At 69.9% G+C, this 26,290-nt stretch carries 24 protein-coding genes; 12 read left to right on the top strand and 12 right to left on the bottom strand.

The genetic code is table 11. From position 1 onward, the window contains the following. Positions 1-37 precede the first annotated feature (37 nt). The 3 genes from ACFFGH_RS32850 to ACFFGH_RS32840 all read right to left on the bottom strand — a co-directional run bounded on the left by ACFFGH_RS32850 (position 38) and on the right by ACFFGH_RS32840 (position 4,539). A complete protein-coding gene (locus ACFFGH_RS32850; protein ID WP_386676848.1) occupies positions 38-706 on the bottom strand; it encodes an HAD-IA family hydrolase in 669 nt (222 codons plus the stop codon). A 100-nt stretch (positions 707-806) separates the two neighbouring features. Further along, complete coding sequence (locus ACFFGH_RS32845) at positions 807-1,124, bottom strand: antibiotic biosynthesis monooxygenase family protein (protein WP_386676846.1); 318 nt, start codon at positions 1,122-1,124, stop codon at positions 807-809. Between the two features lie 166 nt (positions 1,125-1,290). After that, positions 1,291-4,539, bottom strand: coding sequence for an AfsR/SARP family transcriptional regulator (locus ACFFGH_RS32840; RefSeq protein WP_386676844.1), 3,249 nt, complete (start codon positions 4,537-4,539; stop codon positions 1,291-1,293). Positions 4,540-4,715: 176 nt separating this feature from the next. Here ACFFGH_RS32840 and wrbA point away from each other — a divergent pair, with 176 nt between their 5' ends. The 5 genes from wrbA to ACFFGH_RS32815 all read left to right on the top strand — a co-directional run bounded on the left by wrbA (position 4,716) and on the right by ACFFGH_RS32815 (position 8,800). Then, the gene (gene wrbA, locus ACFFGH_RS32835) at positions 4,716-5,372 is read left to right on the top strand and encodes an NAD(P)H:quinone oxidoreductase (protein ID WP_386676842.1); all 657 of its coding nucleotides are present in this window, start codon (positions 4,716-4,718) and stop codon (positions 5,370-5,372) included. Further along, positions 5,369-6,211: a ferredoxin--NADP reductase gene (locus ACFFGH_RS32830; RefSeq protein ID WP_386676840.1), complete on the top strand. Its 843-nt coding sequence runs from the start codon at positions 5,369-5,371 to the stop codon at positions 6,209-6,211. The genes wrbA and ACFFGH_RS32830 overlap by 4 nt, the downstream gene beginning before the upstream one ends. A gap of 66 nt (positions 6,212-6,277) precedes the next feature. Beyond that, entirely contained in the window at positions 6,278-7,219 is a 942-nt protein-coding gene (locus ACFFGH_RS32825; RefSeq protein ID WP_386676838.1) for a nucleoside hydrolase, read from the top strand. Further along, positions 7,216-8,193: an adenosine deaminase gene (gene add / locus ACFFGH_RS32820; RefSeq protein WP_386676836.1), complete on the top strand. Its 978-nt coding sequence runs from the start codon at positions 7,216-7,218 to the stop codon at positions 8,191-8,193. Before ACFFGH_RS32825 ends, add begins: the two co-directional genes overlap by 4 nt. 34 nt (positions 8,194-8,227) lie before the next feature. Beyond that, positions 8,228-8,800: a dihydrofolate reductase family protein gene (locus tag ACFFGH_RS32815; RefSeq protein WP_386676835.1), complete on the top strand. Its 573-nt coding sequence runs from the start codon at positions 8,228-8,230 to the stop codon at positions 8,798-8,800. Positions 8,801-8,818: 18 nt separating this feature from the next. Here ACFFGH_RS32815 and ACFFGH_RS32810 read toward each other — a convergent pair whose 3' ends face one another. From ACFFGH_RS32810 to ACFFGH_RS32780, 7 genes are all read right to left on the bottom strand, one after another. Further along, complete coding sequence (locus tag ACFFGH_RS32810; RefSeq protein ID WP_386676834.1) at positions 8,819-9,661, bottom strand: alpha/beta fold hydrolase; 843 nt, start codon at positions 9,659-9,661, stop codon at positions 8,819-8,821. Positions 9,662-9,746: 85 nt separating this feature from the next. After that, the gene (locus ACFFGH_RS32805; RefSeq protein ID WP_386676832.1) at positions 9,747-11,024 is read right to left on the bottom strand and encodes an ROK family protein; all 1,278 of its coding nucleotides are present in this window, start codon (positions 11,022-11,024) and stop codon (positions 9,747-9,749) included. After that, positions 11,011-12,576, bottom strand: coding sequence for a glycoside hydrolase family 5 protein (locus tag ACFFGH_RS32800; RefSeq protein ID WP_386676830.1), 1,566 nt, complete (start codon positions 12,574-12,576; stop codon positions 11,011-11,013). The genes ACFFGH_RS32805 and ACFFGH_RS32800 overlap by 14 nt, the downstream gene beginning before the upstream one ends. A 16-nt stretch (positions 12,577-12,592) precedes the next feature. Then, positions 12,593-13,501 (bottom strand): carbohydrate ABC transporter permease, encoded by a 909-nt coding sequence (locus ACFFGH_RS32795; protein ID WP_386676828.1) that lies wholly within the window; start codon positions 13,499-13,501, stop codon positions 12,593-12,595. Then, positions 13,491-14,375, bottom strand: a complete 885-nt coding sequence (locus ACFFGH_RS32790) for a carbohydrate ABC transporter permease (RefSeq protein WP_386676826.1) — start codon at positions 14,373-14,375, stop codon at positions 13,491-13,493. The genes ACFFGH_RS32795 and ACFFGH_RS32790 overlap by 11 nt, the downstream gene beginning before the upstream one ends. Positions 14,376-14,446: 71 nt before the next feature. Next, positions 14,447-15,697 carry an extracellular solute-binding protein gene (locus ACFFGH_RS32785; protein WP_386676824.1) on the bottom strand — a complete coding sequence of 417 codons (1,251 nt, stop codon included), beginning with the start codon at positions 15,695-15,697 and terminating at the stop codon, positions 14,447-14,449. Positions 15,698-15,711: 14 nt separating this feature from the next. Continuing rightward, complete coding sequence (locus ACFFGH_RS32780) at positions 15,712-17,181, bottom strand: GH1 family beta-glucosidase (RefSeq protein ID WP_386676821.1); 1,470 nt, start codon at positions 17,179-17,181, stop codon at positions 15,712-15,714. Between the two features lie 190 nt (positions 17,182-17,371). Between ACFFGH_RS32780 and ACFFGH_RS32775 the strand changes: the two genes are divergently transcribed. Beyond that, positions 17,372-17,968: a DnaJ family domain-containing protein gene (locus ACFFGH_RS32775; RefSeq protein WP_386676820.1), complete on the top strand. Its 597-nt coding sequence runs from the start codon at positions 17,372-17,374 to the stop codon at positions 17,966-17,968. A 93-nt stretch (positions 17,969-18,061) separates the two neighbouring features. Beyond that, positions 18,062-18,622 (top strand): GIY-YIG nuclease family protein, encoded by a 561-nt coding sequence (locus ACFFGH_RS32770; RefSeq protein ID WP_386676818.1) that lies wholly within the window; start codon positions 18,062-18,064, stop codon positions 18,620-18,622. 4 nt (positions 18,623-18,626) lie between these two features. On the opposite strand, the gene ACFFGH_RS32765 is transcribed toward ACFFGH_RS32770, so the two are convergent. Then, positions 18,627-19,457: a putative endonuclease domain-containing protein gene (locus ACFFGH_RS32765; protein WP_386676816.1), complete on the bottom strand. Its 831-nt coding sequence runs from the start codon at positions 19,455-19,457 to the stop codon at positions 18,627-18,629. Positions 19,458-19,607: 150 nt separating this feature from the next. Here ACFFGH_RS32765 and ACFFGH_RS32760 point away from each other — a divergent pair, with 150 nt between their 5' ends. From ACFFGH_RS32760 to ACFFGH_RS32740, 5 genes are all read left to right on the top strand, one after another. After that, on the top strand, positions 19,608-20,822 hold the full coding sequence (locus tag ACFFGH_RS32760) for an MFS transporter (RefSeq protein ID WP_386676814.1): 1,215 nt from the start codon (positions 19,608-19,610) through the stop codon (positions 20,820-20,822). A 28-nt stretch (positions 20,823-20,850) separates the two neighbouring features. Beyond that, positions 20,851-21,333, top strand: a complete 483-nt coding sequence (locus ACFFGH_RS32755; protein ID WP_386676812.1) for an SRPBCC family protein — start codon at positions 20,851-20,853, stop codon at positions 21,331-21,333. Beyond that, the gene (locus tag ACFFGH_RS32750; protein ID WP_386676810.1) at positions 21,330-21,647 is read left to right on the top strand and encodes an ArsR/SmtB family transcription factor; all 318 of its coding nucleotides are present in this window, start codon (positions 21,330-21,332) and stop codon (positions 21,645-21,647) included. The genes ACFFGH_RS32755 and ACFFGH_RS32750 overlap by 4 nt, the downstream gene beginning before the upstream one ends. 78 nt (positions 21,648-21,725) lie before the next feature. Next, positions 21,726-22,802 carry an epoxide hydrolase family protein gene (locus tag ACFFGH_RS32745; protein WP_386676808.1) on the top strand — a complete coding sequence of 359 codons (1,077 nt, stop codon included), beginning with the start codon at positions 21,726-21,728 and terminating at the stop codon, positions 22,800-22,802. 59 nt (positions 22,803-22,861) lie between these two features. Next, positions 22,862-23,677 (top strand): alpha/beta fold hydrolase, encoded by an 816-nt coding sequence (locus ACFFGH_RS32740; RefSeq protein ID WP_386676807.1) that lies wholly within the window; start codon positions 22,862-22,864, stop codon positions 23,675-23,677. An 80-nt stretch (positions 23,678-23,757) separates the two neighbouring features. Here the strand turns inward: ACFFGH_RS32740 and ACFFGH_RS32735 are convergent, their stop codons facing one another. Next, on the bottom strand, positions 23,758-26,286 hold the full coding sequence (locus ACFFGH_RS32735) for an ABC transporter permease (RefSeq protein ID WP_386676951.1): 2,529 nt from the start codon (positions 26,284-26,286) through the stop codon (positions 23,758-23,760). Between the last annotated feature and the right edge of the window lie 4 nt (positions 26,287-26,290).

Raw genomic sequence — 26,290 nt, 5'->3', positions numbered from 1 at the left:
ACGCTCGTTCAACGTTGGTCAAGTGTCCCCCGGTTGCTCAACCGGTCGCGCGGAGGCGGATGCGCAGTGCCCCGTTGCCGTCGACGTCGACGGACGCCCCGGAATACGACGTGATCCGCGGCAGACCGGCCGTCGATTCGCTGGTATGACTCCCGACCACGACCACCCGCATGCCCGCCGCGAGCCCGGCCCGGATGCCGGCCTCGGCGTCCTCGAACACGACCGCGTCGCCGGGCGTCACACCCAGCAGCTCAGCGGCCAGCAGGTACACGTCCGGCGCGGGCTTCCCGCGCGGCACGTCTTCGGCGCTGACCACGAGCTGCGGCAGCCGGATGCCGGCTCCCTTCATCCGCGCGACCGCCAGCGGGAGGGTCGCCGAAGTCACCAGGGCGTGCGCAGCCAGCGGCACCGCATCGAGGAACTCGCTCGCCCCATCGACTGCGCGGGTCTGGCCGGCCTCCTGGATCTCGAACGCGTTCAGCTCCTCGGCGACGGTCGCCACATCCGTTCCCGAAGGCGTCCACCGCCGGATGCTCTCCTCGGCTCGGATGCCGTGGACGGCGCTCAGCAGCTCGGCCGGGTCGATCCCGAACCGCTCGGCGAACCTCGTCCAGGCGACCTCGACCACCTCGGTCGAGTCGACGAGCGTGCCGTCCATGTCGAAGAGCAGGGCGCGGGCGGTGAGTTGCAGAACATCGGACGGCATCCCTCGATTCTCTCCGGTCGCCGCCCCGCCCGTTTCTCCTCGTTCGATTACCCTTCCTGCGCGCGCTGGAGCCGGGATCCGCGGTCAGCGGGCCTGACCCTCAGCCCGTGCTGCTGCTGAGCTCGTGCTCGCGAACGACGGTGAACAGGGCCGGCGCTGGCTGGAACTCGGCCATCTTCGCGCTGAGCTCCTGGAAGGCCGCGCTCATGATCACCCCGCGCCACCGCTCGATGGATTCGATCTGCGCCACGTTGATGTACCGGTACTTCGCGTCCGGTTGCAGTGCTCGATGGAGCCGTGTGGATGCATAGCCGGAGGCGGCCCGCAGCATGTCGTTGGCCTGTTCCCAGAGCTTGAGGAATTCCTCGTCCCTGGCGGGTGGCACCTGGAAGACGTTGATCAAGGTTGTGCCGTTCACGATCTCTCCTGTCTCTTGCGTGTGGACGCACGATCGGTCCCCGGATGAAGGTGTCGACCACGTCCTCATCCCGTCCGGCGCGTGTTCGCCGGAACCGACCTCCATCGTCCGGGCGGGCCCTTTCCGGCCGCTGTCCGCCGGCTGGCGGATGCGCGCAGCGGAACGGCTACGCGTTCGCGCCGGCTCGGAGAGAACCCAGGAGGGCGGCCACTTCGCGCTCTTCGAATGCCAGCCCGGGTCTGCGCGCCTGGGTCCGGATCGCCTTCGCGCGCTCGATCATCTGGAGGGCTTCCGAGGCGTTGCCCGCGTGGGCGAGGAATTGCGCCTTCGCCTCACACGCCCACGCCTCGATCAGGGGGTCGTTGCCCCGCTCGGCGATCTGTTCGAGCTCCGCGTACGCTCGTTCGGCCTCCGCGACCCGCCCGAAGCTCAACTGGCACCGCCCGATTCCACTGAGGGCTGCGGCCGCCGAGAGGGGCGCTCGCATCTCTCGGAATCCCTCGAGTGCGGCCGTGAACCAGTTCAGCGCTGCCGCGTAATCGCCGCGGGCACGGGCGATGAGACCCGCCCCGTGCGCTGCCTGCGCTTTTCCGCCCGGGTCTCCCTGCTCGGTCTGGGTGCGTGCAGCTTCGCCGAAGAATCCGGAGGCCAGCTCGAACCGGTCCAGCCCCACAGCGCACACGCCGGCACCACTCAACGCGCCCTGCACGACGCTCGAGAGCCCGAGGCGTCGTGCGACAGCGGCCGCCTCCTGGAAGGCTGCGATCGCATCCTGATGCTCCCCCGCCTGCCGGTATGCGATTCCGAGTTGATACAGCACGGCGGCGAGGCCCCAGTCATCGCCGAGCCGGCGGAAGCGCGCCGCGGTCTCCTCACCGGAGCGGCGGACTGTCTCGAGGCCCCCGTGCGCGATCTCGATCGCCAGCCCGACCAGGTGTGTGAAGGCGACACCCCACTCGTCCGGCAGACCGGCGAACGCGCCAGCGGCGTTCGCCAGCAGCGCTTCGGCGCGGGCTCGCGGCATGGACTGGACCGCCTCGACGGCTTCCAGAGCGCGGGAGAGCGAGGCATGGTAGGTGTCGCCCACCTGCTCGAAAAGGGCAGCGCTTTCCGCAGCGAACCGGCCGCACGCAGCATCCGGATGCACCACGGAGGCGCCGGGTCGTTCGAGGACGGCTCGGGCTTGGAGGTACGCGGCGTTCGCGGCGGTGGTCTCGACGCGGGCCCCGGCGAGCCGGCCGAGGATCTCCCGGCCCTCGATGTGCCGACCGAGATGGAAGAACCAGCCGAGCGCGCCGGCCAGTGCGCACCCGTAGTCGCCGCGCTCGCCGACATCCTGGGTCGCCCAGTTCAGCGCAGAGCGGATGTTGTCGAGTTCGGCCTGCATGCGATCCAGCCACGCTCGTTGCGCGGGGCCGCGCAACCCGCGTTCCGATTCCACGCTGAGATCGAGGATCCACCGCCGGTGGCGGGCTTCCACCGCCTCTCGCTCGCCCGCCTCGATGAGCCGCTCGAGCGCGTATGCCCGCACGGTCTCGAGGAGCGAGTATCGGGTCTGGGGCCCCGCGGAGCGCTGCACCAGGGACCGGTCGACGAGGTTCGCGAGTGCATCGGGAACGGCCTCTGCTGTCAGCTGCTGCCCGGTGGCGACGTGTTCCGCGCCCGAAGCGCTCCATCCACCACGGAACACGGCGAGCCGCCGAAGCAGCACCCGCTCGATGGCGGGGAGCGAGTCGTGGCTCCAGTCGACGGCGGCCCGGAGGGTTCGCTGCCGCTCGTCCGCCGTCCGGGGGCCCGAGCTGAGGAATCCGAAGCGGTCCGCGAGCCGGTCGGCGATCTCCTGAACGCTCATCGTCGAGGTCCTCGCCGCGGCGAGCTCGATGGCGAGCGGCAGTCCGTCGAGCTCTCGGGAGATCCGTGCGACCACCTCCAGCTCGAGGGGCTCGTCGGCGGCCTGGGGGTTCGCTGACGACATGCGGTCGACGAACAGCCGGACCGCTGGAAACGAGAGGAGCGTCTCGTCCGAGCCACCCGCGGTCGCCGGGGTCTTCAACGGCTCGACCCGATAGAGGACCTCGCCCGGCACGCCGAGCGGCTCCCGTGAGGTGGCCACGATCGCGACATCCGGGGTCTCCTGCAGGAGCGCGGCGGTCAGTTCCGCGCAGCGGGCGATCAGATGCTCGCAGTTGTCGAGGAGGACGAGCATCGACCGCTCGCTCGCATAGCCGAGAATCCGGTCCACCAGCTGCTCGCCAGGGTCGAGCTCCGGCGAGATCCCGAGCGCTTCGGCCACCCGGGGCGCAAGGTCGGCGGGATCGGACACATGCGACAGCTCGACCAGCCGGACGCCGTCGGCGAAGCGGCTCGCCACCGTCCGCGCCAGTTCGATGGCAAGCGAGGTCTTCCCGGCGCCCCCGGGTCCGAGGAGGGTGACCAGCCTGCGGTGCGGAACGAGCTCCGCGAGTCGCAGGAGCTCCGCCTCGCGGCCCACGAAGGAGGTGAGCCGATTCGGCAGCCTCCGCGGGCCGCGGTACGCCGAATGCGGGTGCGGAGGCGTGGTCGCCGCGATCGACCTCGAATCCGTGCTCGTGGCTGGACCGGCCTTCCACGTGGCGTCGGGCGTCTCCGGTGTTCCGAGGGCCGGGTCCTGCCGGAGCACTCGGGCCTCCAGCTCCCGCAGGGCCGTCGAAGGCTCCAGCCCGAGCTCTTCGTCGAGGCGCTCCCGGATCAGCTGGTACGCCGCGAGCGCGTCCGCCTGCCGGCCGAGCAGGTAGAGCGCCCAGATCAGGAGCCCTGCCAGTGCCTCATGCAACGGGTTGGCGTCGACGAGGCGTCGGACCTCATCGAGGACGGATCTCGCCCGTCCACCGCGGAGCGCGGCACCGATCCGCTCCTCCGCTGCCGCCAGCCGGACCTCTTTCAGCCGGTCCGCCTCAGCGGTCGCCCACGGTTCATCGAGGAAGTCGATCAGCGGGGCACCGCGCCACAGCTCCAGGGCGGCGGCGAGCCTCGACTCCGAGGCTGCCGGATCGGACTCGTTCCGCGCATCCGCGACGTCCTTGAGGAACCGGTGCACATCGACGGCGTCCGGATCCACCTCGAGCCGGTACCCACCGGCCGACGTGACCAGGGCGGGCGGGGTCGGCCCCAGCCGCGAGAGCGCCCTGCGAAGCTTGGACACCCGGATCTGCACGGCGTTGACCGGGTCGACGGGCGCGCTGTCGTCTCCCCACAGCTGCTCGATGAGGCGGGACGTCGACTGGGCCTCCCCAGGGTGCAGGAGCAGCAGAGCGAGGAGGCTTCGCTCCGCCTGTCCGCCGATCGGCACGGTCGCACCGTCCACGAGCACCTCGAACGGGCCCAGCAGCCTGAATTCCATCGCCGGCACCCGTGCCGAGTGGTCCTCGGTCGTCACCCTCGGAAGTCTCCCATCCTGTGCAGGCACCGGCAAGACGCCCGGACCGGACAGCGACCCGCAAGGCGCGGGACAGCGACGCGCCGCACAGTGAGATCCACACGGCGATCCGCCGAGGGACAGCTCCCCGGCGATCACCACCCGAACCGGCAGCAACAGAGCGAAAGGCGACCACAGTGTCGGAAAGCATCACGGACATCAAAGGCTCCGGCCCGAAGGTGACCATCATCTACTACTCGTCGACGGGCGGCACCTACGCGCTCGCGCAGTCGATCGCGGCCGGAGCCGCCAGCGTCGGGGCGGAGGTCCGGGTCCGCAAAGTCAAGGAACTGGCCCCACCCGCGGTGGTGGCCCGGGACCCGGAGTGGGAAGCCCACGCACGCGAGACCGAGCAGGTGCCCGTCGCGACGCATGACGACCTGGTGTGGGCGGACGCGGTCCTGCTCGGCACGCCGACGCGGTACGGACTGCCGAGCTCGCAGCTCAAGCAGTTCATCGACACCACGGGCGGCCTGTGGGAGAAGGGGCTCCTGGCGAACAAGGTGTACGCCTCGTTCACCTCGACGGGCACCGCGCACGGCGGACTCGAGTCGACGCTCATCGCCCTCAACAACGCGTTCTACCACTGGGGCGGATTCATCGTGCCTCCCGGCTACACCTCCGATGTGCAGTTCGAACACGGCAACCCGTACGGCGCAAGCCACATGGCCGCGAACGGCGGCCCGAACGAGGTGACCCTGGCGTCTGCTCACTACCTCGGTGAGCGGGTCGCGACGGTCGCGGCGGTCACCCGGCCGCTGCGCGAGTCCCAGGACGAGATGGCACTGGCATGACCACCGCAACCGCCACCAACGATTCGCGAGCGGGAACTCCCGCTCAGGCAGACGCGGGTCGCCCTTCGGCGCTGGTGATGCCTGGGCGCGCGCCCGTCGCACCGGGATGGGTCTTCCCGGCACTCGATCGGCTCACGGGGGCGCGCACCGCGCGAGTCGCGGCGATCGACACGCTCGCCCCGGGTACCGTGCGCCTGCGGATCGAGCGACCGAGCGGCTACTCCTTCACGGCAGGCCAGTTCGCACTGCTCCGCGTGGCCACCCCGTCAGGACCCGATCTCCGTCCCCTGAGCCTCGCCGGCTCACCGGAGAGCGAGCTGCTCGAGTTCGCGACGCGAGTCGGCGCCAGCGCCTTCAAGCAGACGGTGTTCGGCCTCGAGCGCGGGGACGAGGTGAAGGTGTCACGGCCGATGGGCGGTCTGCGGTACGACCCCGGCCGGCCGGCCGTGCTGATCGCCGGCGGCACCGGCATCACCCCGCTGCGGAGCCTGCTGCTCTCGAACGCCGCGCTCAGCTCGCCCGCTCCGATGCAGTTGCTGTTCAGCAACCGGCACTGGCAGTGGATCCCCTTCCGCGACGAGCTGGCTGAGCAGGAGCGCGCGCGGGAGAACCTTCACATCACATGGGTGCAGACCTCCCCTGTGGGCACGTCGCGGGGCGCGAACATCCATCACGGCCGGATCACCCCCGAACTGCTCCGCAGCCGGCTGGAGCAGCTGCCCGATGCCGTGTTCTACGTCGGTGGCTCGGCCGCAATGACGGCGGAGATCACCGGTATCCTGCGCGGGCTGGGGGTCGCACGCGGCCGCATCCGCAGCGCCCGGCAGGGGCGCCGCTAGCGACACAGCGCGCCCGACGGCGACCATGCTCGGCAGCGACCGATCAGAGAGAACGAAGGAGAAGCGATGCCCGCGACCCGCAGCCTCGTCATCGACACGGACACCGCGTCGGATGATGCCGTGGCGATCCTGCTTGCGCTGCGTCATCCCGACGTCGCGGTGCGCGCGATCACCGTGGTGGGCGGCAATGTGCCGCTGCCCTATGGGACCCGCAACGCTGCGATCACCCTCGAGCTGGTCGGGGCCACGGTGCCGCTCTATGCCGGATGCGAGAAGCCGCTGCTGCGCCGCCTCGAGACCGCGCAGCATGTGCACGGAGCGGACGGAATGAGCGGGGTGGCCGTCGCGGAGCCGTCCCTGCGGATTGCCGACCAGCACGCCGTGCTCGCGCTCCTCGAGATCGCGAGGACGGAGCCCGGGCGGCACGACCTCGTGACGCTCGGCCCGCTCACCAACATCGCGACCGCGCTGTCGATCGATCCGTCGCTGCTCACCAGGTTCCGGCACACCTACATGATGGTCGGCGCCGCGGATGGGCGAGGGAACGTCTCGCCGGCGGGCGAGTACAACGCCTGGGCCGACCCGGAGGCCGCCGAGATGGTGTTCAAGGCCGCCGGGTTCAAGACGATGATCGGCTGGGACGTGTCGCGGAAGTACGCGGTGATCACGCCGAGCGAGGACCGGCGGCTGCGCAGCCTCGGCCGGCTCGGCGCGTTCGCGGCCGAGATCAACCAGGCGGTGTTCGCCTTCGCGACCGAGATCAGCGGCACGCCCGGATACGACCTGCCGGATCCGATCTCCATGGCGGTCGCGATCGACCCGACGCTCATCACCGAACAGGACGAGCGCCACCTCGCGGTGTCGATGGACCCTCCCACGCGGGGCCTGACCTTTGCGGACTATCGTCGGCCGCTGCGGTCGGCCAACACCCGAGTCGTGACGGGTGTCGACGGGAAGAGATTCAAGGAGATGCTGTTCACCATGCTCGCCGAAGGAGCGGAGCGTTGAGCCCGCTCCGGTCCGTTGAGCTCCACTGCCACCTCGACGGCAGTGTGCGGCTCACCACCATCGCCGAACTGGCCCGGCAGCAGGGCATCAGCCTTGCCCGGCCGGTCGAGCAGCTTGCGACGGTCGGTCCGGGACGCCGAAGCCTGGTGCACTACATCTCCGCGATCGACGTCGCGCTCGAAGTGCTCCAGACGCCGGAGGCTCTCTCCCGAGCGGCGACCGAGCTGGTGCAGGACTGGCACGCGGACGGAGTCGTCCACGGCGAGGTCCGCTTCGCCCCGGAGCTCCACACCCGCCGCGGGCTCCCGGTGCGTGAGGTCATCGACGCTGTGGCGACCGGACTCCAGAACGGCTCCCGCGCCACGGGGGTCAGCACGTCCCTCATCCTCTCCTGCATGCGACCGAGCGACCCGAAGAGAACCTGGCAGGTCGTCGAGGAAGCTGCGGTCCACCACGCTGTCGTGGGGATCGACATCGCCGGACCAGAGCTTGGTGTGCCGCTGCTTCCCCACGCGCCGGCGTTCCGGAGCGGCAAAGCGGCTGGCCTCAGAATCACGGTGCACGCCGGGGAGGCGGATGGTGCCAGGCGGGTGTGGGAGGCCGTCGACGAGCTCGGCGCAGAGCGGATCGGCCATGGCGTCCGCAGCAGCACGGACCCGGCGCTGGTGAAGCGGCTCGCTGAGGACCGGATCACCCTGGAGCTCTGCCCGACGTCGAATGTCCAGACCGGGGCGGTCCCGTCGACGCACCAGCATCCGGTCGAGCGGTTCCGCATGGCCGGCGTTCCGGTCTCGATCTCGACGGACGCCCGCACGGTGTCCCAGGTGACCCTACGGAGCGAGTTCGAACTGCTCGAGCGCGAGTTCGGGTGGACCGCGCGGACCTGGGCCGACACTCAGCTCTCGGCACTGAGCGCCGCCTTCCTCGACGAGGCACGGCGGACACGGCTGGCATCGCGGATGCACACCGACTGATCCACACCCGCACGAACACGAAAAGGAGAGAACAATGACCGAATCCCCCACATCGAGCTTCACGGGCTCCGTCTTCATCGCGGCCAGCCTCGACGGGTTCATCGCGACGCCCGACGGCGATCTCGCCTGGCTGACCGGCCGCGCGGAGGCGATCGGCGATACCGGATACGACGACTTCATCGCATCCGTCGACGCCATCGCGATGGGCCGGAACACCTACGAGAAGACTCTGACGTTCGGCGGGTGGCCCTACGAGGGCCTGCAGGCGTTCGTACTCAGCTCGACTCTCGACCCGGCGTCGGACCCCAAGGTCGGCGTCCATCCGACCGTCGACGACCTGATCGCGGGCATGAACGCCTCGGGAGTCCGCAGCGTCTACGTGGACGGAGGCATGCTGATCGGAGCCTTCCTGGAGCGCGGGCTCATCTCGGAGTTCACGCTCACCACCGCACCCGTGATCCTCGGGTCCGGCATCCCGCTGTTCCACCGGCTCCCCCACGAGATCCCCCTGCAGCTCGCGGAGCTGAAGGACCTCGGGGGTGGCTTCACGCAGGCCGAGTACACCGTGTCGGACTCCCGTCCCGTTCCCGCCGGGCGGTCGGCATGACTCTCGCCGTCACGGCGGTCATTCGGGTGGCGGCATCGATCCTGGTGCGGCCCAATCGGTGAGGATGGCGGCCCCGGAAGTCCAGAGGAGCGACCCCCCGCCGCTCACCACCGACCGGCGCGCACCCCGGATCCGAGACGCGAGCGTCGCGCCCTGATCCGGCGAATGGGTGTGATCCCGGTCTCCCACCCAGATGTCGACCCGACATCGCAGCGACTGCAGGTCGAGGTTCCACGGCTGCATCGCGAGAACCGTGTCCGTCGCGTATCCAGCGCCGCTGTTCGCGAACCCCTCCGCGAGCGCGGCGCGGTAGCGGGCGAGGAAGGCGGGCTCCTCGTACACGGCCCGGTCCCGTTGGTCGGCGCCCTCGAGGACCAAGCGCTGCATGCCCTCCGGACCGAGTCCGGCGAGGAATCGCCTGGCGCCGATCGGATCCGTGTTCACCTGCTCCACCACCGCCTGCTGCGGTTCGGGCAGCATGCTCCGGATGGGCTCCACCGCCACCTCGTCCGCCGGGGACACCAGCACGAGCTGCGCTGCAGCGCCGGTTGCGGCGAGGGCGAGCGCGAAGGGCGCACCCTGCGAGTTGGCGACCACGAGCACCGGCTCGCCGCAGCTGTGCCGGATCAGGTGCGCGATGTCTTGCGCGGTCGATGTCAGCGATCGCCGCGGATCGGGCGTCGACTGCCCCATGCCGGGCCGGTCGAGCGTGATCAGCCGCATGCGTCCCTGCTCCAGCAGCGTCTCCGCGAACGTCATCGACTTGCCGGTGGCAGCTCCGGCCACGAATAGGACGGGCTTCGCCACCGGGGAGCCGTGCGCCGCCCATGCCAGTTGCCGCCCGTCGGGCAGCTGCAGCATGCCTGCCTGGTGCTCCACTGACCCCGCTCGCACAGCTGGAAGCGTACCCGCGTGCCCCTCGTCCCCGGGAGGGGGCGATGAGCCGCTACCCGAGCCCGGTCTGACGGAGGTCGAGCACCGCGCGCGGCTGGCTGATCAGCGCCTCCAGCGGGAGCAGCGCAGCGCCGAGCGCGACACTGTCACCGCCGAACGCGCTGGTGTGCAACTCGAACTGCGAGCCGGCTCGCACGAGCGCCGCGTCGCGGATCGCCTGCTCGATGCGCGGGGCCAGCGACTCCATCAGGCGCAGGCCGACCCACCCGCCCACGATCACGCGCTGCGGATTCAGCAGGTTCACGAGTCCGCCGAGCGCTGCCCCGAGCGAGACGAGCAGGTCGGCGACGACCGCTTGCGCGACGGCGTCCCCCTGCTCGTCGGCTTCCAGGAGCCGCCCGATGGCGCCCCAGCCGGAGCCTTCGAACCTGCCGCCCGCGTCCGCCCAGGCGGCGAGAATCGCGTCGGCACCGATGTAGGCCTCGACACACCCGGTTCCGCCGCATCGGCACGACCGCCCGTGCCGCTCGATCTTCGTGTGTCCCCACTCGTATGCGCTGCTCATCGTCCCGCCCTGGAGCACGCCGTCGCTGACGACGCCGAGCCCGACACCGCGGCCGAGCAGGGCCACCACAGCATGGTCCGCGCCTCGAGCGGCTCCGAACCACATCTCCGCTCGGGCCATGGTCTTCGCGCCGTTCTCGGCGAAGATGGTCAGGTCCCGGTCGATGAGATCCCGCACACGGACCGGGGGCCAGCCAAGGCTCTGCGCATACAGCGTCTGCTCGCCGCCTTCGGCCGTCTCGACCACGCCGGGAAGCGCGAGCCCGATGCCGACCAGACGCGCCATCGCCTCCGGGTTCCGCTCACTGAGGTTCCGGACCGCGTCGTCGAGGTCGCGGGCGATCGCCTCCGGATCCTCCTCGGCCCGGCCGCCACGGAACTCACGGTCGATCATCGTCATCCGCAGGTCGAACAGCTCGACCGCGACCCCACGCTCGCCGACATCCGCGCCGATGAAGTAGCTGCCCTCCGGTTCCGGCTCGAGGAGGGTGATCGGCCTGCCGCCGCGCGACGCCACCGATCCGGTCTCCGCCACGAGCCCATCGGCCATGAGGTCGGCGACGATGTTCGTGATGGAGGCCATCGACAGGTTGCAGTCGCGGGCGAGATTGGCACGCGTGGTCTGCCCCGCGATGATGATCTGCCGGAGAGCGAGCGCGGTGTTCCGCTGTCGCAGGGAAGTGACCGTCAGCGACGGCGCGCCGGATCCCCCAGCGTCGGCGCCGTTCCCCGTCATCGTGACCCGGAATCTATCAGGGTGCCTCATCGTCCACCATCACGATCTTCGCCAGTGTGACCGGGGCGGTCGCCGTCACCCGCAGCCCACGGAGCGAACGCTCCACTCGCACCGGAAGCTCCTCCCCGTCCGGACCGAGCGCCCGGGCCGCGGCGATCCGGGCCGAGAAGAGCTCGTACTCGAGCCAGTCGCCCGGTTCCAGGTCGACGACGACGGTCTCATCCGTCCGGTACTCCCTGCCACTCGTCTGCTCGAACGGGTTCGGCATCCCGGCTCCGCTCGCGAAGCGGAGCGGCACCTGGTCCTCTTCGCGGATCCCCGGCAGGGTCCGCCCGCCGGCAGCCGCCACGTCGTGCGACTCCCCCAGTCCCCGGAACCCGAAGCCCCACGCGGGCATCACCGGTGGCTCGTCCCCGAGCAGCGCCGCGATGATGTCGTGCCGCCAGCGGCAGTTCTCGATGCGCATGTTCTCGAGCAGCTGCGCGAACACCAGCTGCGCCTCCTCCCGGCTGAGGCCCGGCGTCCCCGAGGCGCTCGCGACAACGCGTTCCCAGCCGCCCGGCGCGTCGATCGATGCCGGCGATGTGCGGGTGTCGATCTTCTTCCAGGGCCAGAAGTTCCAGCCGATCCCATGGGTCTCGTACAGCCGGAACGCGGTGTACAGCCACTCCAGCGTGTTCTCGCCGCCCTCGCCCATGTAGATCGGCAGCTGCAACCGGTCGCGCACCTCCAGGAATCGCGCGATGCTCGCGGTGTCCGGAGACGACCAGTACTTATGGAATTGCAGTGCAGAGTTGTCGTCCCAGACCTCGGTGAAGATGTCCCAATTCGTCGCCCAGTGCGTCCCCTCGTAGACGATGAGGTGGTTCGGGTCGACGGCGCGGATCTCGGCCGTGAGCTCCCGGTACAGGTCGACGAGCTCGACGGCGTACCGGTGTTGCCATTCATTCGGCAGCGGCTCGTTGAGCAGGTCGTAGCCGAGCACGACCGTCTCGTCGGCGTAGCGCTCCGCCAGAGTCCGCCACAGTCGGAGGGTGTTCGCGCGGTGGCGGGGCTCCATGAAGAGTTCCGGCTTGTTATTCGGAGAGTCGTCGATGTTCGTGCCGGTCTGGCCGCCCGGTGCGCCGTGCAGGTCGAGGAGCACCCAGAGCCGATGAATCCGGCACCATTCGATCAGCCGGTCGATCAGCCTGAGCCCGGCATCGATGGGCTCGCCGGCGTCCGTCTGGATGAGCCGGGAGTTGATCGGCAGGCGGACGTGGTCGAAGCCGGACGCGGCGATCCGCTCGATGTCCGCCTCCGCGATGAACCCCTTCCGGAACGTAGTCCAGAACGAGGCCGCCGCGTCCTCGCCGATCAACCGGGAAACGAGCGCCTCGATCTCCCGCGGCGATTCAGCGCCCGGACCGAAGCCCCACATGTACCCCTCCGGCAGCATCCAGTTGCCGAGGCCCACGCCGCGCAGCAGCAGCTCGCGGCCACCGCCGTCGACCAGGGCGGTGCCACGTGCGCGCACGAACCCGTCGAAGTGGGCGGGGCGGGCGGCGAAGCGCCGGTCGAGCTGTTGCTGCTGGATGGTCACGTTGAGGCTCCTGTGGTCACTTGAGTCCGGACAGGGCGAAGCCCTGCACGACATAGCGCTGGAAGACGATGAAGACGAGAAGGATGGGGACGATCATCAAGGTGGCGCCCGCCATCTGCAGGCCTGGGTTGACCGCGAGCTGCTGGTTGAGGAGCGCGAGGCCGACGGACAGCGTGTAGAGGTTCTGGTCGCTTGCGATGATGAGCGGCCAGAGGAAGCTGTTCCAGCCGCCGATGAAGGCGAGGACCGCCTGCACGGCCAGGATCGGCTTCGACATCGGCAGCACGATCTGCCAGAAGGTGCGGAACTCGCCCGCTCCGTCGAGCCGTGCCGCCTCGAGCATCTCCGTCGGCACGGTCAGCATGAACTGCCGGAACAGGAAGATGCTGAACCCGCTGACGAGCGTCGGCAGCGCGATTCCCACGAGCGTGTTGGTGAGCTTGAAGCCGTTGAGGATCAGGTAGGTCGGGATCATCGTGACCTGGACCGGGATCATCATGGTGGCGAGGACGAGGAAGAACATCCAGCGGCGCCCGCGGAACTCGAACTTGGCGAACGCGTAGCCGGCCATCGCCATGAGGAGCAGGCCGACACCGCCGATCAGCACCACGATGACTGTGTTCACCAGGTACCGGCCGAAGTCGAGCTCGGTGAACAGTCGCAGGTAGTTGTCGAGTGTTGGCGTCTGCGGCAGCAGCGTCGGCGGGAAGTCGATCGCCTCGCTCTGCGGCTTGAATGACGAGAAGAGCATCCAGAGGAAGGGGAATGCGGTCAGCACGGCCCCCAGAGCGAGGGCGACACCGATCACGATCGTCAGATTGCGGCCGGCTCGTGCCCCCCGCGGGCTGGGCGTCCGCACCGTGGGCGTCGGCCCGGCGAGGGGCTTCGGCAGGAAGTCGGTCCCGGGCAGTGTGTCAGTACTCAACGTCGGCCTTCCTCACCCGCAGCTGGACCAGCGTGACGACCGCGATGATCACGAAGAGCACGAGAGACCCGGCACTGGCATACCCGAACTGGTTCAGCCGGAACCCTTCCTTGTAGAGGAAGATCGACATCGAGGTGGTGCTGCCCAGCGGTCCCCCGTCGGTCAGCACGAACGGCTCGTCGAAGAACTGCAGCCAGGCGATGACCGTCGTGACGGTGACGAAGAAGATCGCGAACCCGAGCAGCGGCAGAAGGATGGACCGGATCATCCGCCAGGGGCCGGCTCCGTCGAGCGACGCCGCCTCGAGATACTCCTTGGGTACGCCCTGCAGGGCCGCGAGGAAGATGATGATGTTGAGCCCCGTGCCGCGCCAGATGGCGACGAACGCGACGGAGAACTTGGCGAGCGTCGGGTCGGACAGCCACTGCACCTGCTCGACGCCGATCAGTGACAGGAGCCAGTTGAAGAGCCCGAACTGGGTGTTGTAGAGGTACCCCCAGACCAGCGAGATCGCGACGATTCCGGTGATCGCGGGGATGAAATAGAAGGAGCGGAGCGCCTGGAAGAACCGGCCGCCGCTGCGGTTGAGCAGCAGCGCCACCGCGAGCGAGACCAGGACCACGGACGGGACGCCGATGGCGGCGAAGAAGACGGTGTTCCCGAGCGCCCTGAAGAAGTCGGGGTCGGCGAACAGCTGCTCGTAGTTCGCCAGGCCGACGAACTCGACGTTCCCCCAGTTCGCGAGACCCGAGATGTTCATGTCGGTGAGGCTCACGACCGCCGCGACGGCGATGGGCAGCACACCGAACGCCAGCAGCAGGATCATCGCCGGCGACACGAAGACGTAGGGCGCCAGGCGACTGCTTCCTCGCATAGCTCTCCCCCTTCTTGATCGTTGTGGTGCAGCCGTGGGGTGCCGCCGGAGAACGGCACCCCACCACCGTGTCAGTTGATCGACATGCCCTCGGTCTTGGCGTAGAACTCTGCGAGCGCCGTGTCGCGGTCCGCGCCGGTCAGCACGATCGAGTTCAGCGCGTTGAGCAGCTCCGGCCCGACGGCTCCGTCCCAGTTCGGCACCATCGGCAGCACCTTGGAGCTCGCGAGCTGCTCTGAGTAGACCGCGACCAGAGGGTCGCTCGTGAGGCTGTCGTCCTCGAGCGCGGCCGTGACGCTCGGCAGTTCACCGCTGATCTCGTACCAGTTCAGTTGCGTCTCCGGCTCGGAGAGGAATTCGAGCAGCGACAGCGCGGCGTCCTTGCGCTGGGTGTTGTGCCATACGGCGAGGTTCGAGCCGGCGAAGAGCGACGTGCTGGACTCCGCCGCAGGAACCGTCGTGACACCCCACTCGCCCTCGAGCTCCGGCGCCGCCTCCGCGATCGACTTCGCCAGGTACGGCCCGCTGATCAGCATCGGGGCGACACCGGAGATGAAGCCCTGAGTCTGGTCGAAGTCGGCGTTGGTCGGCACGCTGCCGTCGGCGTACAGACCGGTGTAGAGGTCGACGGCCTGCTCGAACTCCGGGGTGTCGAAGTTCACGCTGCCGTCGGCGTCGATGATGTCGCCGCCGTGGCTCCAGGTCATCACGACCGGAAGCGGGCTGTCCCATTGCGGGATGTAGTAGCCGTACTGTCCGTCGCCACGCCCGGCCAGCGTCTTGGCGTCCTCGCGCAACTCCTCCCAGGTGGCGGGCGGCGCGTCGATGCCGTTCTCCTCCAGGATGTCGGAGCGGTAGAACAGCACACGGGTGTCGCTCACCCAGGGGATGCTGACGATCTCGCCGTCCACGGCGGTCGCGTCGCCTGCGACGCCTTCGGCGAAGTTCTCCGGTGCGAGCCCGGGGTAGTCGGCAAGCTCCTCACCGAGGGGCAGCAGCGCGCCGGCGTCCGCGTAGGTGCGCAGCTTGGACAAGCCCACCTGGAGCACGTCGGGTCCGGAGCCGGATGCGACCGCGGTGGTGAGGCGCTCGTCGATGCCGTCCCAGGGCACGGCGACGACCTCGACCTCGGTGCCGCTCTCGTCGACGAACGGGGCGACGAGCTCCTCGAAGTTGGCTCCTGAGTCGCCCATGACCCAGACGGTCACGGGTCCGCGGTCGGCGTCGTCTGCGTCGGCGGTGGTGGACGAGCACGCCGCCACGCTCAGGGTGAGCCCGGCGAGCGTCGCGCCCGCAAGGAGCGACTTTGCTGTTCTCTTCATCGAGATTCCTTCTCTCATGAGTGGTTGTCAGGTGCTTGCGTTGGTGGAGCTGGGAGCGGACGAGCTGTCCGCTCTCTCGGTTCAGGGCGGTCGCCCTGGGTCGTGAAGTCCGCGATCAGGCGTCGGTACCACCGAGCGCTGAGTTTCGGGATGCGTTCCTGCGTGCGGTAATCGACGTAGACGAGGCCGAAGCGCTTGCTGTAGCCCTCCGCCCATTCGAAGTTGTCGAGGAACGACCAGGCGTAGTACCCGCGGAGGTCGACGCCGTCGGCGATGGCTTCGCCGGCAGCATCGATGTAGCCGCGCAGGTACTCCACGCGTTCGGTGTCGATGACGTGCCCGTTCGGATCGACGTAGTCGGCGAAGCTGGCGCCGTTCTCGGTGACGTAGATCGGCAGCGTCGTGAACTCACGCGCGACCCTCGTCAGCACCGCGGTCAGCGACTCGGGGATCACCGACCACCCGAAGGACGTGGTGGCCGGCTCGGCAGGCCGTTCCCCCACCTCGAGGTAGCCGGCCTCGAGATCGTGCCACGCGACCACGCGCTGATAGTGGTTGATGCCGGCGAAGTCGGTCGGCTGGGCGATGATGCCCAGATCGCCCGGCTCGATCAGATCGTCGAGGCCGAGGCCGGCGAAGGTCTCGCGGACGGCCGCCGAGTAGTCGCCGGTGTACACCGGGTCGAGGAACAGGCGGTTGTTGCCGGCGTCGAGGCGCCGGACGGCACCGAGGTCGTCCGCGGTACGGGTGCGCGGCACGATGTCGGTCACGATGTTGGTGATGCCGACGCGCGCGTGGGGCCGCTCCGACCGGATCCGGGACACCGCCAGACCGTGTGCGAGGTTCAGGTGGTGCGCCGCCGCGAGCGCATCGGCGTCGTTGCGCCGGCCCGGCGCGTGAGCGCCTGTTCCGTAGCCTAGGGTCGCACTGCACCACGGCTCGTTCAACGTGATCCAGTCGTCAGCGAGATCGCCCAGGGCGCGGAGCACCTGTCCCGCGTACTCGGCGAAACGGTGCGCGGTGTCCCGGTTCGGCCACCCGCCGGCGTCCTCCAGCGGTTGCGGCAAGTCCCAGTGGTACAAGGTGATCAGCGGACGGATACCACGGTCGCAGAGAGTCGACAGGAGCCGACGATAGAACGCGACGCCGTCGGGGTTGAGTGCTCCTGCGCCCAGCGGCTGGAGGCGGGACCACGACACGGAGAGCCGGTAGTCCGACACCCCTAACGAGCTCAGCAGCTCGAGATCCGACTCCCACCGGTTGTAGTGATCACAGGCGATGTCGCCGTTGTCGCCGTGGAAGCTGACGCCGGGCGTGTGTGAGAACGTGTCCCAGATGCTTGGGCCGCGTCCGCCTTCCCTGGCGCCGCCCTCGATCTGGTACGCCGCGGTTGCGACCCCCCACCGGAAGTCGGCCGGGAACCGGTCGAGCGAATCCACTGCGGGCAGCTGCACTGCCGGCAGCGACTGGGTGACGGTCGTCATCGAGTGCGATCCTGGGGAGTCCCGGAGGCGCCGGGGTCGCGTACCGCACGGATCGGCGGCTTATTTCGAACCTTACTACAAGGCGTGACAAAAGTGTCAAGCGGCCCGCCAGCGCGTGTCGTGCCTGGCTCCCACCGAGAGCGGAGCGGGCCCGGGTTACTGTGTGGCAAGGGAGTGACGGCACCAGCTCATGACGACGAACCGACCACGCAACGACGCTCGCCTGGCAGCGGCACGGTATCAGGTGGATCGCGTCGTGCCGTCGGATCAGGAGCAGGCCGAGGACGCCTCGGAGGCCGGCAGGCTCACTCCGGAGGAGCGTGCCGGCATGGTGGAGATCGCGATCCAGCAGGCCATGCGGCGCGGCGACTTCGACGACCTGCCGGGAGCCGGGCGACCGATCCCGGGCCTCGACCGGGTGCACGACCCGGACTGGTGGATCCGCCGGAAGATCGAGCGCGAGGGGCTCACCGGACTTGGGCCGCCTGCACTGACGCTGCGGACGGAGGACGCGCACCTTTCCGAGCGGTTGGACCGGATGGCGAGCGAGACGGCGGTCCGCGAGCTGCTCGAGGACTTCAACACACGGGTCCGCGAGGCGCGGCGGCAACTGCAGGGCGGACCGCCGGTGATCACCCCGACCCGCGACATCGACGCGGAGGTCGCAGCCTGGCGCGAGCGGCGGGAGATCCGCCGGCGAACCGCGGAGCAGGAGCGGGAACGCGAGCAGGCGACACGCGAGGCGATGTCGTGGCGGGAGCGGCGGCGCGCCAAGCGCGGGAAGTGACCTCTCGAGCGGTCCTGCGGCACGGTCGCAGGTGCCCGGTACCATTTTCGTGCGGGTGGCCGGACCTGCTCCTTCTCGATGGGAGCCAGCACAATGCCTCGTTCACTCGCCCCGTGCCTCGCCGGCCCGGCATCGTGCCGCGGTGTCGTGCCGGTGGACGCACCGCTCCCCCTCTGCGAGCTCCACCTCACCATGGCCGCGGAATGGGCGGAGCGCGCGGTCGGGATCACCGACCTGCTGCCGTCCCCCTGCCGGCTCTGCGGATCATCGATCGGGGTGCGCTATCCGTCCGGGTGGATCTGCGGGGTGTGCGAGTGGCGGGTCGGCGACGTGGTCGACGCGGAACTGCCTCCACCGCGTGTCGATGTCGTCTATTACCTGCGCTCCGGCGACCGGGTGAAGATCGGCACGACCGCGAACCCGCGTCAGCGCCTCGCCGCGATCTGGCACGATCAGCTGCTCGCCTTCGAGCGCGGCGACCGAAGGGTGGAGCAGCGCCGGCACGCGCAGTTCGCGGCCGACCGGCTGGGCGGCGAGTGGTTCCGCCTTTCCATCCCGGTCCGGGAGCACATCGCCGTGGTCGCGGCCGGAGTCGACGACCCGTGGGACGCGCACGCCCGCTGGGTCAGCGCGGCACTCGCCCTGCGCGGATAGGCCGTCACCTCAGGTACGCGTCGACGAACAGGGCGCCGCGGATGTCTCTCAACTCTTCGAGGATCCGCTCGTACGCGCGCCGGTTCAGCCCGGCCAGCTGCAGATCGTGCGGGCCCAGCTTCTCGAGGCGGCCGGTGCGGATGCGGACGACCTCCCAGCCGGCGGCACGCAGGGTCCGGTCCTTGCGCCGGTCTGCTGCCTCCCGCTTCCCGACGTGCTCGAGCCCGTGCCGTCCGGTGCTGTCGTACTCCACCGCCACTCGGAGCTCCGGGATCACGATGTCGGGCCAGACCTCCAGGTGCTCGAAGAACGGGCGGCGCACCCGGACGGCGTTGAGTCCAGGGGTGAAGGCGATCCGTTCCGCGAGCTCCAGCCGCAGCTCCGCCTCGACCGACGACGCGGGCTTGGGCGCGCACTCGCTCCGGAATGGCTCCCCCACCGGCAGATCGGGCGTCCGCCCGCACAGCTCCACGGTGGGCCGTGGCCGCTTGGCCGGCGGTGCCGCCCCGGCGGCCGCACGAACCGGCAGGGGCTTCGCCGCGGCCGCGCAGTCCGGGCACCAGGACGAGCGCCGTCGTTCCCGGCCCGGCCGCATGCGCTGCTCCTCCGGGGTCGCGACGAAGATGTGCCCCGCATCGCACTGCCACTGCAGCCACACCTCGGCCGCCGGCGGGATCTGAGTGAGCGCGATGCCGTGATTCAGATCCGGGTGGTACTGACGGATCAGCACGGGAAACGGCGCCCAGGCCGCCCGGTACGCTCCCACCTCGTACGGCACGTCGCGGCCGCGGGAGAACTGCCGCCTGGCCCACCACGCGTCGATCGGCTCCGGCATGCCGGAAATGTACTCCCAGCCGCCCACCCTCGCATCAGAGCGGAGTGAACGGACAGCCCGCACGCGCCCAACAGCCATGTGCAACCCTCAGGTTGCGCTGTTGTCCCGGATATGCAACTATCGGGTTGCAACGACGTTCGGAGGCGGATGATGGGTTCGCGGTACACCCCGGCACGCACGCGCCTTGTGCTGGCCGTCCTGTTCACCGGGGCGTTCACGATGGGCTGCGCGGAGATGCTCGTCGTCGGGCTGCTCGACCGGATCGCCGCGGATCTGGAGGTGCCGGTCCCTGCTGCCGGCGCGCTGGTGACCGCGAACGCCCTCGGCATCGCGATCGGCGGCCCGCTGCTGACCTTCGCGACCACGCGCCTCGATCGCCGGACCGTGCTGCTCGGCGCGACGATCGCGTTCGTGTCGGCGAACCTCCTGCCGGCGTTCGGCGCCGACTACGCGCTCTTCCTGGCCGCCCGTGTCGGAATCGGTGCGGTGCAGGGTCTGTTCATCGCGGCGGCCATGGTGACGGCCACGGCGATCGTGCCGCCCGAGCGGACGGGTCGCGCGATGGCCCTGGTCATCTCCGGTTTCGCCACGGCGAGCGCGTTCGGGCTGCCGGTCGGCACGCTGCTCGGCCAGGCCGTCGGCTGGCGGGGATCGTTCGTCGCCGTCGTCGGAGTCGGCACTGTTCTGCTGGTGGTCGCGATCGTCGTGCTGCCATCGGTGCCTGCCTCTGCCGGAAGCCGTGCGATCGGCCAGGCGCGGCACGCCTTCGCGCCGCGCGTGCTCGCGATGCTCGTGCTCAGCTGCCTGATCTTCGTCGCGATCCAGTCTGCGCTGACCTACGTGGTGCCGTTCCTCAACGACGCGACGGGTGTCTCCGGCCCGGCGCTGAGCGTGTTCCTCCTGGCCTACGGTCTGGCCACCACGATCGGCTCCATCGGCGGCGGCCGGTTCGCCGACTCCGGCGCAGCCCGCTCGCTGCTTCTGGGCACCATCGGCCTGACCGGGTCCCTGGCGGCGCTGTTCCTTTTCGGCGGACACCCGCTCGTCGCGGGGCTCGCCATCGTCGGCATCGGGCTGTTCGGAATGGGCATGGCGCCGTCGATGCAGCACCGCGTCGTCGCGCTGTCAGGCCCCGGCGCGCCGCTGGCGTCCTCCCTGCCCGCGTCCGCCGTCAACGCCGGGATCGCGTTCGGCTCGTTCGCCGGCGGGGCGGCGATCGGCGCAGCCGGGGTGCCCGCCGCAGTGCTGACCGGCGCGGGGGTCGCTGTGATCGCCGTCGCCGTCGCGTGGGCGACCCGCCTCCTCCGGCCCGTTGCGATCACTGCCGGATCTTCCGGCGTGGCGGAACCGACACCTGCTTCGTGATGCCGACAATCCAACGAAAGGAACCATCGTGAGCGAGACCCCCAACCAGTCCTCCGTCATCGACGAGAGCCAATTCACCGTGCGGCGCACCATCCGGATCGCCGCCCCGATCGAGAAGGTTTGGTCAGCGGTCACCGAGCCGGAGCACATCTCCAGATGGTTCGGCCACGCGACCTTCGACGGTGCCGGTGTCGGCACCCGCGGCACGCTGACGTTTCCCGACTACGGCGCCGTCCCGCTGCGGATCGAGGCGCTCGAACCGCAGCGGATGGTGTCGTACCGCTGGAGCAACGACGACGCGGGCGAAGGGCTTCCCGCGCAGGTCGACGACGACCACTCGACGGTATTCACCTTCACCCTCGAGCCGGTGCCCGACGGCACCCGGCTCACCGTCGTGGAGACCGGCTTCGAGACCACTTCAGACCCGGCCGCCAACCTCGAGAGCCACCGCACCGGCTGGGACGAAGAGCTCGACAAGCTGGTCGCCCTGCTCGAGGACGGCTCCTCGTGACGGTGGAGACGCTGGTGCCGGTGTTCGCGGCACTCGGGGACGAGACCCGCTGGAGCATTCTGGCCGCCCTCGGCGAGGGCGACGCCTCGGCGTCCGCCCTCGCCGGACGCCTGCCGATCACCCGCCAGGCGATCGCAAAGCACCTGGCGGTGCTGCAGGAGGCGGGCCTCGTCGAATCCGTAAGGGTGGGCCGAGAGGTGCAATACCGGGTGATCGGATCACAGCTCAGCGCCACCGCCCGTCGACTCGATGCCATCGGCAGTGAGTGGGACCGCCGCCTGGCCGTGATCAGGCAGATCGCGGAGGGGCTGTAGCCCCTGCGGAACGGGAGGGCTACGGTCGACACGACTCGACCGTTCGGGGAAGATCCCGCCAAGCGTGGAGGTGGATCGATGGGAGACGCGCCCGACCCTGCCGATGGCCGGCTGCTGGACCGGCTCAGGTCCCGGTTGCGCGAGACGCGGCTGGTCGCCGGCCTGCCGGGCGGCTGGAAGCTCGGCACCGATCCCACCTACCTCGCTGAGCTGATCGCCTACTGGGCCGACGAGTATGACTGGGGAGCAGCCGAGGCGCGTCTGCTGGCGCTGCCGTGGGTGCGCGCCGCGAACGGTGTCCGCGCGGTGTATCAGCGGGCCGAGGATCCGGCCGCCCCAACGGTGGTGCTCCTGCACGGGTGGCCTGATTCGTTCCTGCGGTACTCGCGGGTGCTGCCCCTCCTCACCGATGTCCAGGTCGTGGTGCCGTGTCTTCCGGGATACCCGTACTCCGACTCGGCCGCGTTGTCCCGGGAGGCGATGGCGGAACCGATAGCAAAGATGCTCGCCGACCTCGGCTGCGAACGGTACGTCGTGTCCGGCGGTGACATCGGCAGCGGCGTCGCGGAGGCGATCGCCCGCGCCCACCCGGACCGCGTGGGCGCGCTGCACCTCACCGACGTCCCGCTGAACCACCTGGCAGCCATGGACCCCAGCCGGTCGGCCGCCGATGAGCAGGCCTATGTCGCGTCGGTCGTGAAGTGGCGGGCTGCCGAAGGGGGCTACATCGCTGAGCAGTCCACGAAGCCGAACACGCTTGCCGTGGCGCTCGGCGACTCACCCGCCGGCCTCGCGGCCTGGATCGTCGAGAAGCTTCGCAGCTGGAGCGACTGCGGCGGTGACGTCGAGACGGTGTTCCCGCGCGACGACCTGCTCACCTGGATCACCCTCTACTGGGTGACCGGGGCGATCGGCACGTCATTCGGCCCGTACGCGCACCGCGAACCGCCGAAGGCCGGCCGGGTCGAGGCGCCCACTGCTGTCAGTGTCTTCCCCCGCGACCTGCTGCCGCCGCCTCGCGCGCTCGCCGAGCGCATCTTCGACGTGCGGGTCTGGGAGGAGCACGCGGCCGGCGGCCACTTTGCCGCGTGGGAGCAGCCGGAGGCGTTCGCGAACGATCTCCGCGGGGCGGTCGCCCTCTCCACGATCCGTTGAAACCGGAAGCGTCGCCAGGGCGGCGCTTCCGGCGTTCGCCGGGATAATGGCGTGTGGGCGTGACCAGCTGGATCCGGAGGCGGCGACTGCCTCTGCTTCACGTCGCGGTCGATCAGGGCAGCGGGCCGGCTGTGGTCCTGCTCCACGGCATCGCCTCCTCGTACGTGACCTTCGAGAATGTCGTGCCGCTGCTGACCGACCACCGGGTCGTCGCAGTGGATCTTCTCGGCTTCGGGGGCTCGGCCGCGCCGCCGACCTCGACCTTCACCCTTGAAGAGCACGTCGACTACCTCACCCGCACGCTCAGTCGCCTGCGGATCGCAGAGCCGTTCGTCCTCGTCGGCCATTCCATGGGGAGCCTCATCGCGAGCCGCTACGCTTCCACACACTCGTCGAGCCTGGTGGGCCTGGTGCTGGTGAGCCCGCCGATCTACCTGCCGCCTGAGATCGTCGGCGATCCGCAGGACCGGGCCGCGATGACGGTGTACGGCCGGGTGTATGACTTCCTGCGGCGAAAGAAGACCTTCACCATGCGCAACGCCGCCCTGCTCGCACGCATGTCGCCGATCAAGAACGTGCTCGAGGTGAATGAGCACAACTGGGACGCGTTCGTGCTTTCCCTGGAGCACGCCATCGAGACGCAGACGGTGATCACCGATGTGGCGGCCACGGATGCACCGATCCATGTGGTGTACGGCACCTTCGACCCGCTCCTCGTACCCGGCGCTCTTCGGATCGTGGAGCGGATGCGACACGTCACGGTGCACAGGGTGAACGGCGAGGCTCATCTCATCCGCAAGCGCATGGCGAGGGTCGTCGTCGCCGCCATCCGGTCGCTGGGCTCCCCGCAGCAGGGGCCGTCCCAGCGCGCGTGAAACGGGGAGCACCGCGGAGAATGCGGGGCATGGGACAGCAGGAAGGGGCCGCTGCTCAGGCAGCGGCCCCTTCCGTTCCGTCAGCGTTCCGCGATGGCGTCGAGCACGTCGAGCCTGGCCGCCCGCCGCGCCGGCGCCACACCGGCGACGAGGCCGGCGAGCACGGTTCCGCCAGCCAGCAGGGCGAGAGCGGCCAGCGGCACTTCGAGCGTGATCGGGGTGGAGCGGGAGAGCGCCGACACCGTGGTGAGGGCGAGCGCCCCGCCGAGCAGCAACCCGACGACGACCGCGAGCAGCGCCATCAGCATCGCCTCCGCACGGAGCATCCGCCGAAGCTGCCCGCGGGTCATGCCGACCGCGCGGAGCAGGCCGATCTCACGCTTCCGCTCGCTCACCGACAACGCCAGCGTGTTGGCAATGCCCATCAGCCCGATGGCGACGGCCAGCATCAGCAGCACGGTGGCAAGGCCGATGATCTGCTCGACCATGGTGGCCCGGCCGGATGCCGCCGCATCCTGGTCGCGCACCTCGGCCGTCGGGAACTCGCTCAGCAGCTCCTCGATCTCCTCCTTGGCGTCCGCCACGACGACCCCGTCGGCGAGCCCCACGAAGACGTTGGCGTCGACGTGCTCGGCGAAGTGCTCGTCGTAGGTGTCGAGCGAGACGATGTAGTCGGTGCTCAGCACCTGAGCGTCGGCGTCGCTGACGAACCCGGCGACCGTGAGGTGCTGTTCCCCGGTGTTCGCGAAGGTCATCTCGAACGCGTCGCCCACCGCCAGGCGCTCGTCCGCCGCCAGGTGCTCGGCCAGCAGGATCTCACCGAGGCCGAGGTCCTGCAGTCGGCCTTCGGTCATCTGCACGTCGGTGACGTCCCCGATGGTGTCGGGGTCGACCGCGGTGAGGGCGCGCACCACCTCGCCGTCCTTCCAGTGCCCGTACTGCAGGCGCGACGCGACCGCCACGCTGTCGGACTCGGAGACGTGGTGGTGCACCTCCATCGGGAGCCCGCCGAGCATCTCGCCGCGCGTGCTCTCGATGGTCAGGTCCGCGGTGATCGTCTCGTGGAAGGTCTCGCGGATCGCTCCGGTGATCGAGCTGCCCACCAGCAGCACGAAGACCACGACGGCCAGGCTCAGCGCCAGCGACACGACCGTCTTCGTGGTCCGGCGCGGCGACTGGGCGAGCCCCTCCGACCCCATCCGCTCCGCCGGGCCAAGCGCACGAAGCGGGGCGCCGAGCAGCCGGGCCAGACCCGGAACCACAGCGGGACCGACCAGAACAACCCCGATCACGATCAGGATCGCCCCGCCCGCGATCGTGAGTTCCGGGGCGCCCGCGACGACCGTGAGCAGCGACCCGATTCCGAGCGCCAGCAGCACTCCCCCGACCGCCAGACGGATCCGACGGATGCGCGGACGCTCGGCGCTGCTGTCCCGCAGCGCCGTCACCGGGGAGACACCGGCGGCCATCCGCGCCGGGGCCAGGGCCGACAGCACGCTGACCACCACACCGGTCGCCAGCGCGACCGCGACGGTCGTGAACGAGATCACGAGCGGTCCCTGCGGAAGCGGCATGCCCGCCGCGGACACGAGGTCCCGGAGCAGGAGCGACATCCCGAGGCCGAGGCCCACGCCGGCGAGCGACGCGGTGACCCCGATCAGTGCCGCCTCGGCGAGCACGGAGGCGGTGACCTGGCGGCCGGTCGCTCCGGCGGCGCGAAGGATCGCCAGTTCCCGGGTCCGCTGCGTGATCACGATGGAGAAGGTGTTGGCGATGAGGAACGCGCTGATGAGCAGCGAAGCACCCGCCATCGCAAGCAGCGCCACCTGGAGGTAGCCGAGGTTCTCCTTCGCCGCTTCCGCGCTGGCTGACGCGAGGTCCTGGTTCGAGACCACCTCGAACCCGGCGCCGAGCTCGGTGATCAGGTTCCGCTGGAGCTCCTGGGTGCGTGTGTCTGGCGACGCAGCGACGAGGACGTCGGTGACGTCGTTCCCGACCTCGAGCAGGTCCTGGGCGACCGGGAGGGTCGTGATCGCGACCGTGCTGTTCGGCACACCGTCCGCGTCGCCGAAGCCGGCGAGACCGACCACCGTGAGGGCCGGACGGCTCCCGGCGAGGATGCGGACGGAGTCGCCGAGCGTGATCCCGGCATCGGTCGCGGTCGCCGAATCGATCATCACCTCGCCGTCGGCGCGGGGCTCGCGCCCCTTCTGAACGGTGTAGGCGCCTGCGGTCCCCGACCACGACGTGAGGATCGACGCGCCCTGGGGCACGATCGGCTCGCCGCGGAACTCCAGCAGACTTTGCCCCTCGACCACTGGCACGGCGCGCTCCACACCGGGGACGGCCGCCACCCGGCCGGCGAGATCACTCGGCAGCGGATCGCGCTCGACCTCGACACCCATGGCCGAGCCGAAGGCGGCGGCGCTGCGCACGGTGATGTCGGAGCCGCCGGTGGCGACACCGAACTGCTCGTCGAAGAGCTGTTGCGAGGTCTCCGTCAGCACGAGGCTTCCGGAGATGAACGACACCCCAAGCGCGACGGCGAGGAAGGTGAGCACCAGTCGCAGGGGCTTGGCGAGCACCTGCCGGACAGACAACCGGAGCATCCGG

It is taken from the genome of Lysobacter korlensis (genome assembly GCF_042434515.1).
Note: the sequence above shows the minus strand (reverse complement) of the source record. Positions and strands in the feature narration are given on the sequence as shown.

What these genes read in the sequence shown, in the direction of transcription:
- ACFFGH_RS32765 (WP_386676816.1), bottom strand. Translation starts at nt 19,457, where the DNA reads ATGCCGGAGCCGATCGACGCGTGGTGGGCCAGGCGGCAGTTCTCCCGC.
- ACFFGH_RS32735 (WP_386676951.1), bottom strand. Translation starts at nt 26,286, where the DNA reads ATGCTCCGGTTGTCTGTCCGGCAGGTGCTCGCCAAGCCCCTGCGACTG.
- ACFFGH_RS32830 (WP_386676840.1), top strand. Translation starts at nt 5,369, where the DNA reads ATGACCACCGCAACCGCCACCAACGATTCGCGAGCGGGAACTCCCGCT.
- ACFFGH_RS32805 (WP_386676832.1), bottom strand. Translation starts at nt 11,024, where the DNA reads ATGAGGCACCCTGATAGATTCCGGGTCACGATGACGGGGAACGGCGCC.
- ACFFGH_RS32850 (WP_386676848.1), bottom strand. Translation starts at nt 706, where the DNA reads ATGCCGTCCGATGTTCTGCAACTCACCGCCCGCGCCCTGCTCTTCGAC.
- ACFFGH_RS32790 (WP_386676826.1), bottom strand. Translation starts at nt 14,375, where the DNA reads ATGCGAGGAAGCAGTCGCCTGGCGCCCTACGTCTTCGTGTCGCCGGCG.
- ACFFGH_RS32825 (WP_386676838.1), top strand. Translation starts at nt 6,278, where the DNA reads ATGCCCGCGACCCGCAGCCTCGTCATCGACACGGACACCGCGTCGGAT.
- ACFFGH_RS32785 (WP_386676824.1), bottom strand. Translation starts at nt 15,697, where the DNA reads ATGAAGAGAACAGCAAAGTCGCTCCTTGCGGGCGCGACGCTCGCCGGG.
- ACFFGH_RS32770 (WP_386676818.1), top strand. Translation starts at nt 18,062, where the DNA reads ATGCCTCGTTCACTCGCCCCGTGCCTCGCCGGCCCGGCATCGTGCCGC.
- ACFFGH_RS32775 (WP_386676820.1), top strand. Translation starts at nt 17,372, where the DNA reads ATGACGACGAACCGACCACGCAACGACGCTCGCCTGGCAGCGGCACGG.
- ACFFGH_RS32745 (WP_386676808.1), top strand. Translation starts at nt 21,726, where the DNA reads ATGGGAGACGCGCCCGACCCTGCCGATGGCCGGCTGCTGGACCGGCTC.
- ACFFGH_RS32780 (WP_386676821.1), bottom strand. Translation starts at nt 17,181, where the DNA reads ATGACGACCGTCACCCAGTCGCTGCCGGCAGTGCAGCTGCCCGCAGTG.
- ACFFGH_RS32760 (WP_386676814.1), top strand. Translation starts at nt 19,608, where the DNA reads ATGGGTTCGCGGTACACCCCGGCACGCACGCGCCTTGTGCTGGCCGTC.
- ACFFGH_RS32815 (WP_386676835.1), top strand. Translation starts at nt 8,228, where the DNA reads ATGACCGAATCCCCCACATCGAGCTTCACGGGCTCCGTCTTCATCGCG.
- ACFFGH_RS32810 (WP_386676834.1), bottom strand. Translation starts at nt 9,661, where the DNA reads ATGCTGCAGCTGCCCGACGGGCGGCAACTGGCATGGGCGGCGCACGGC.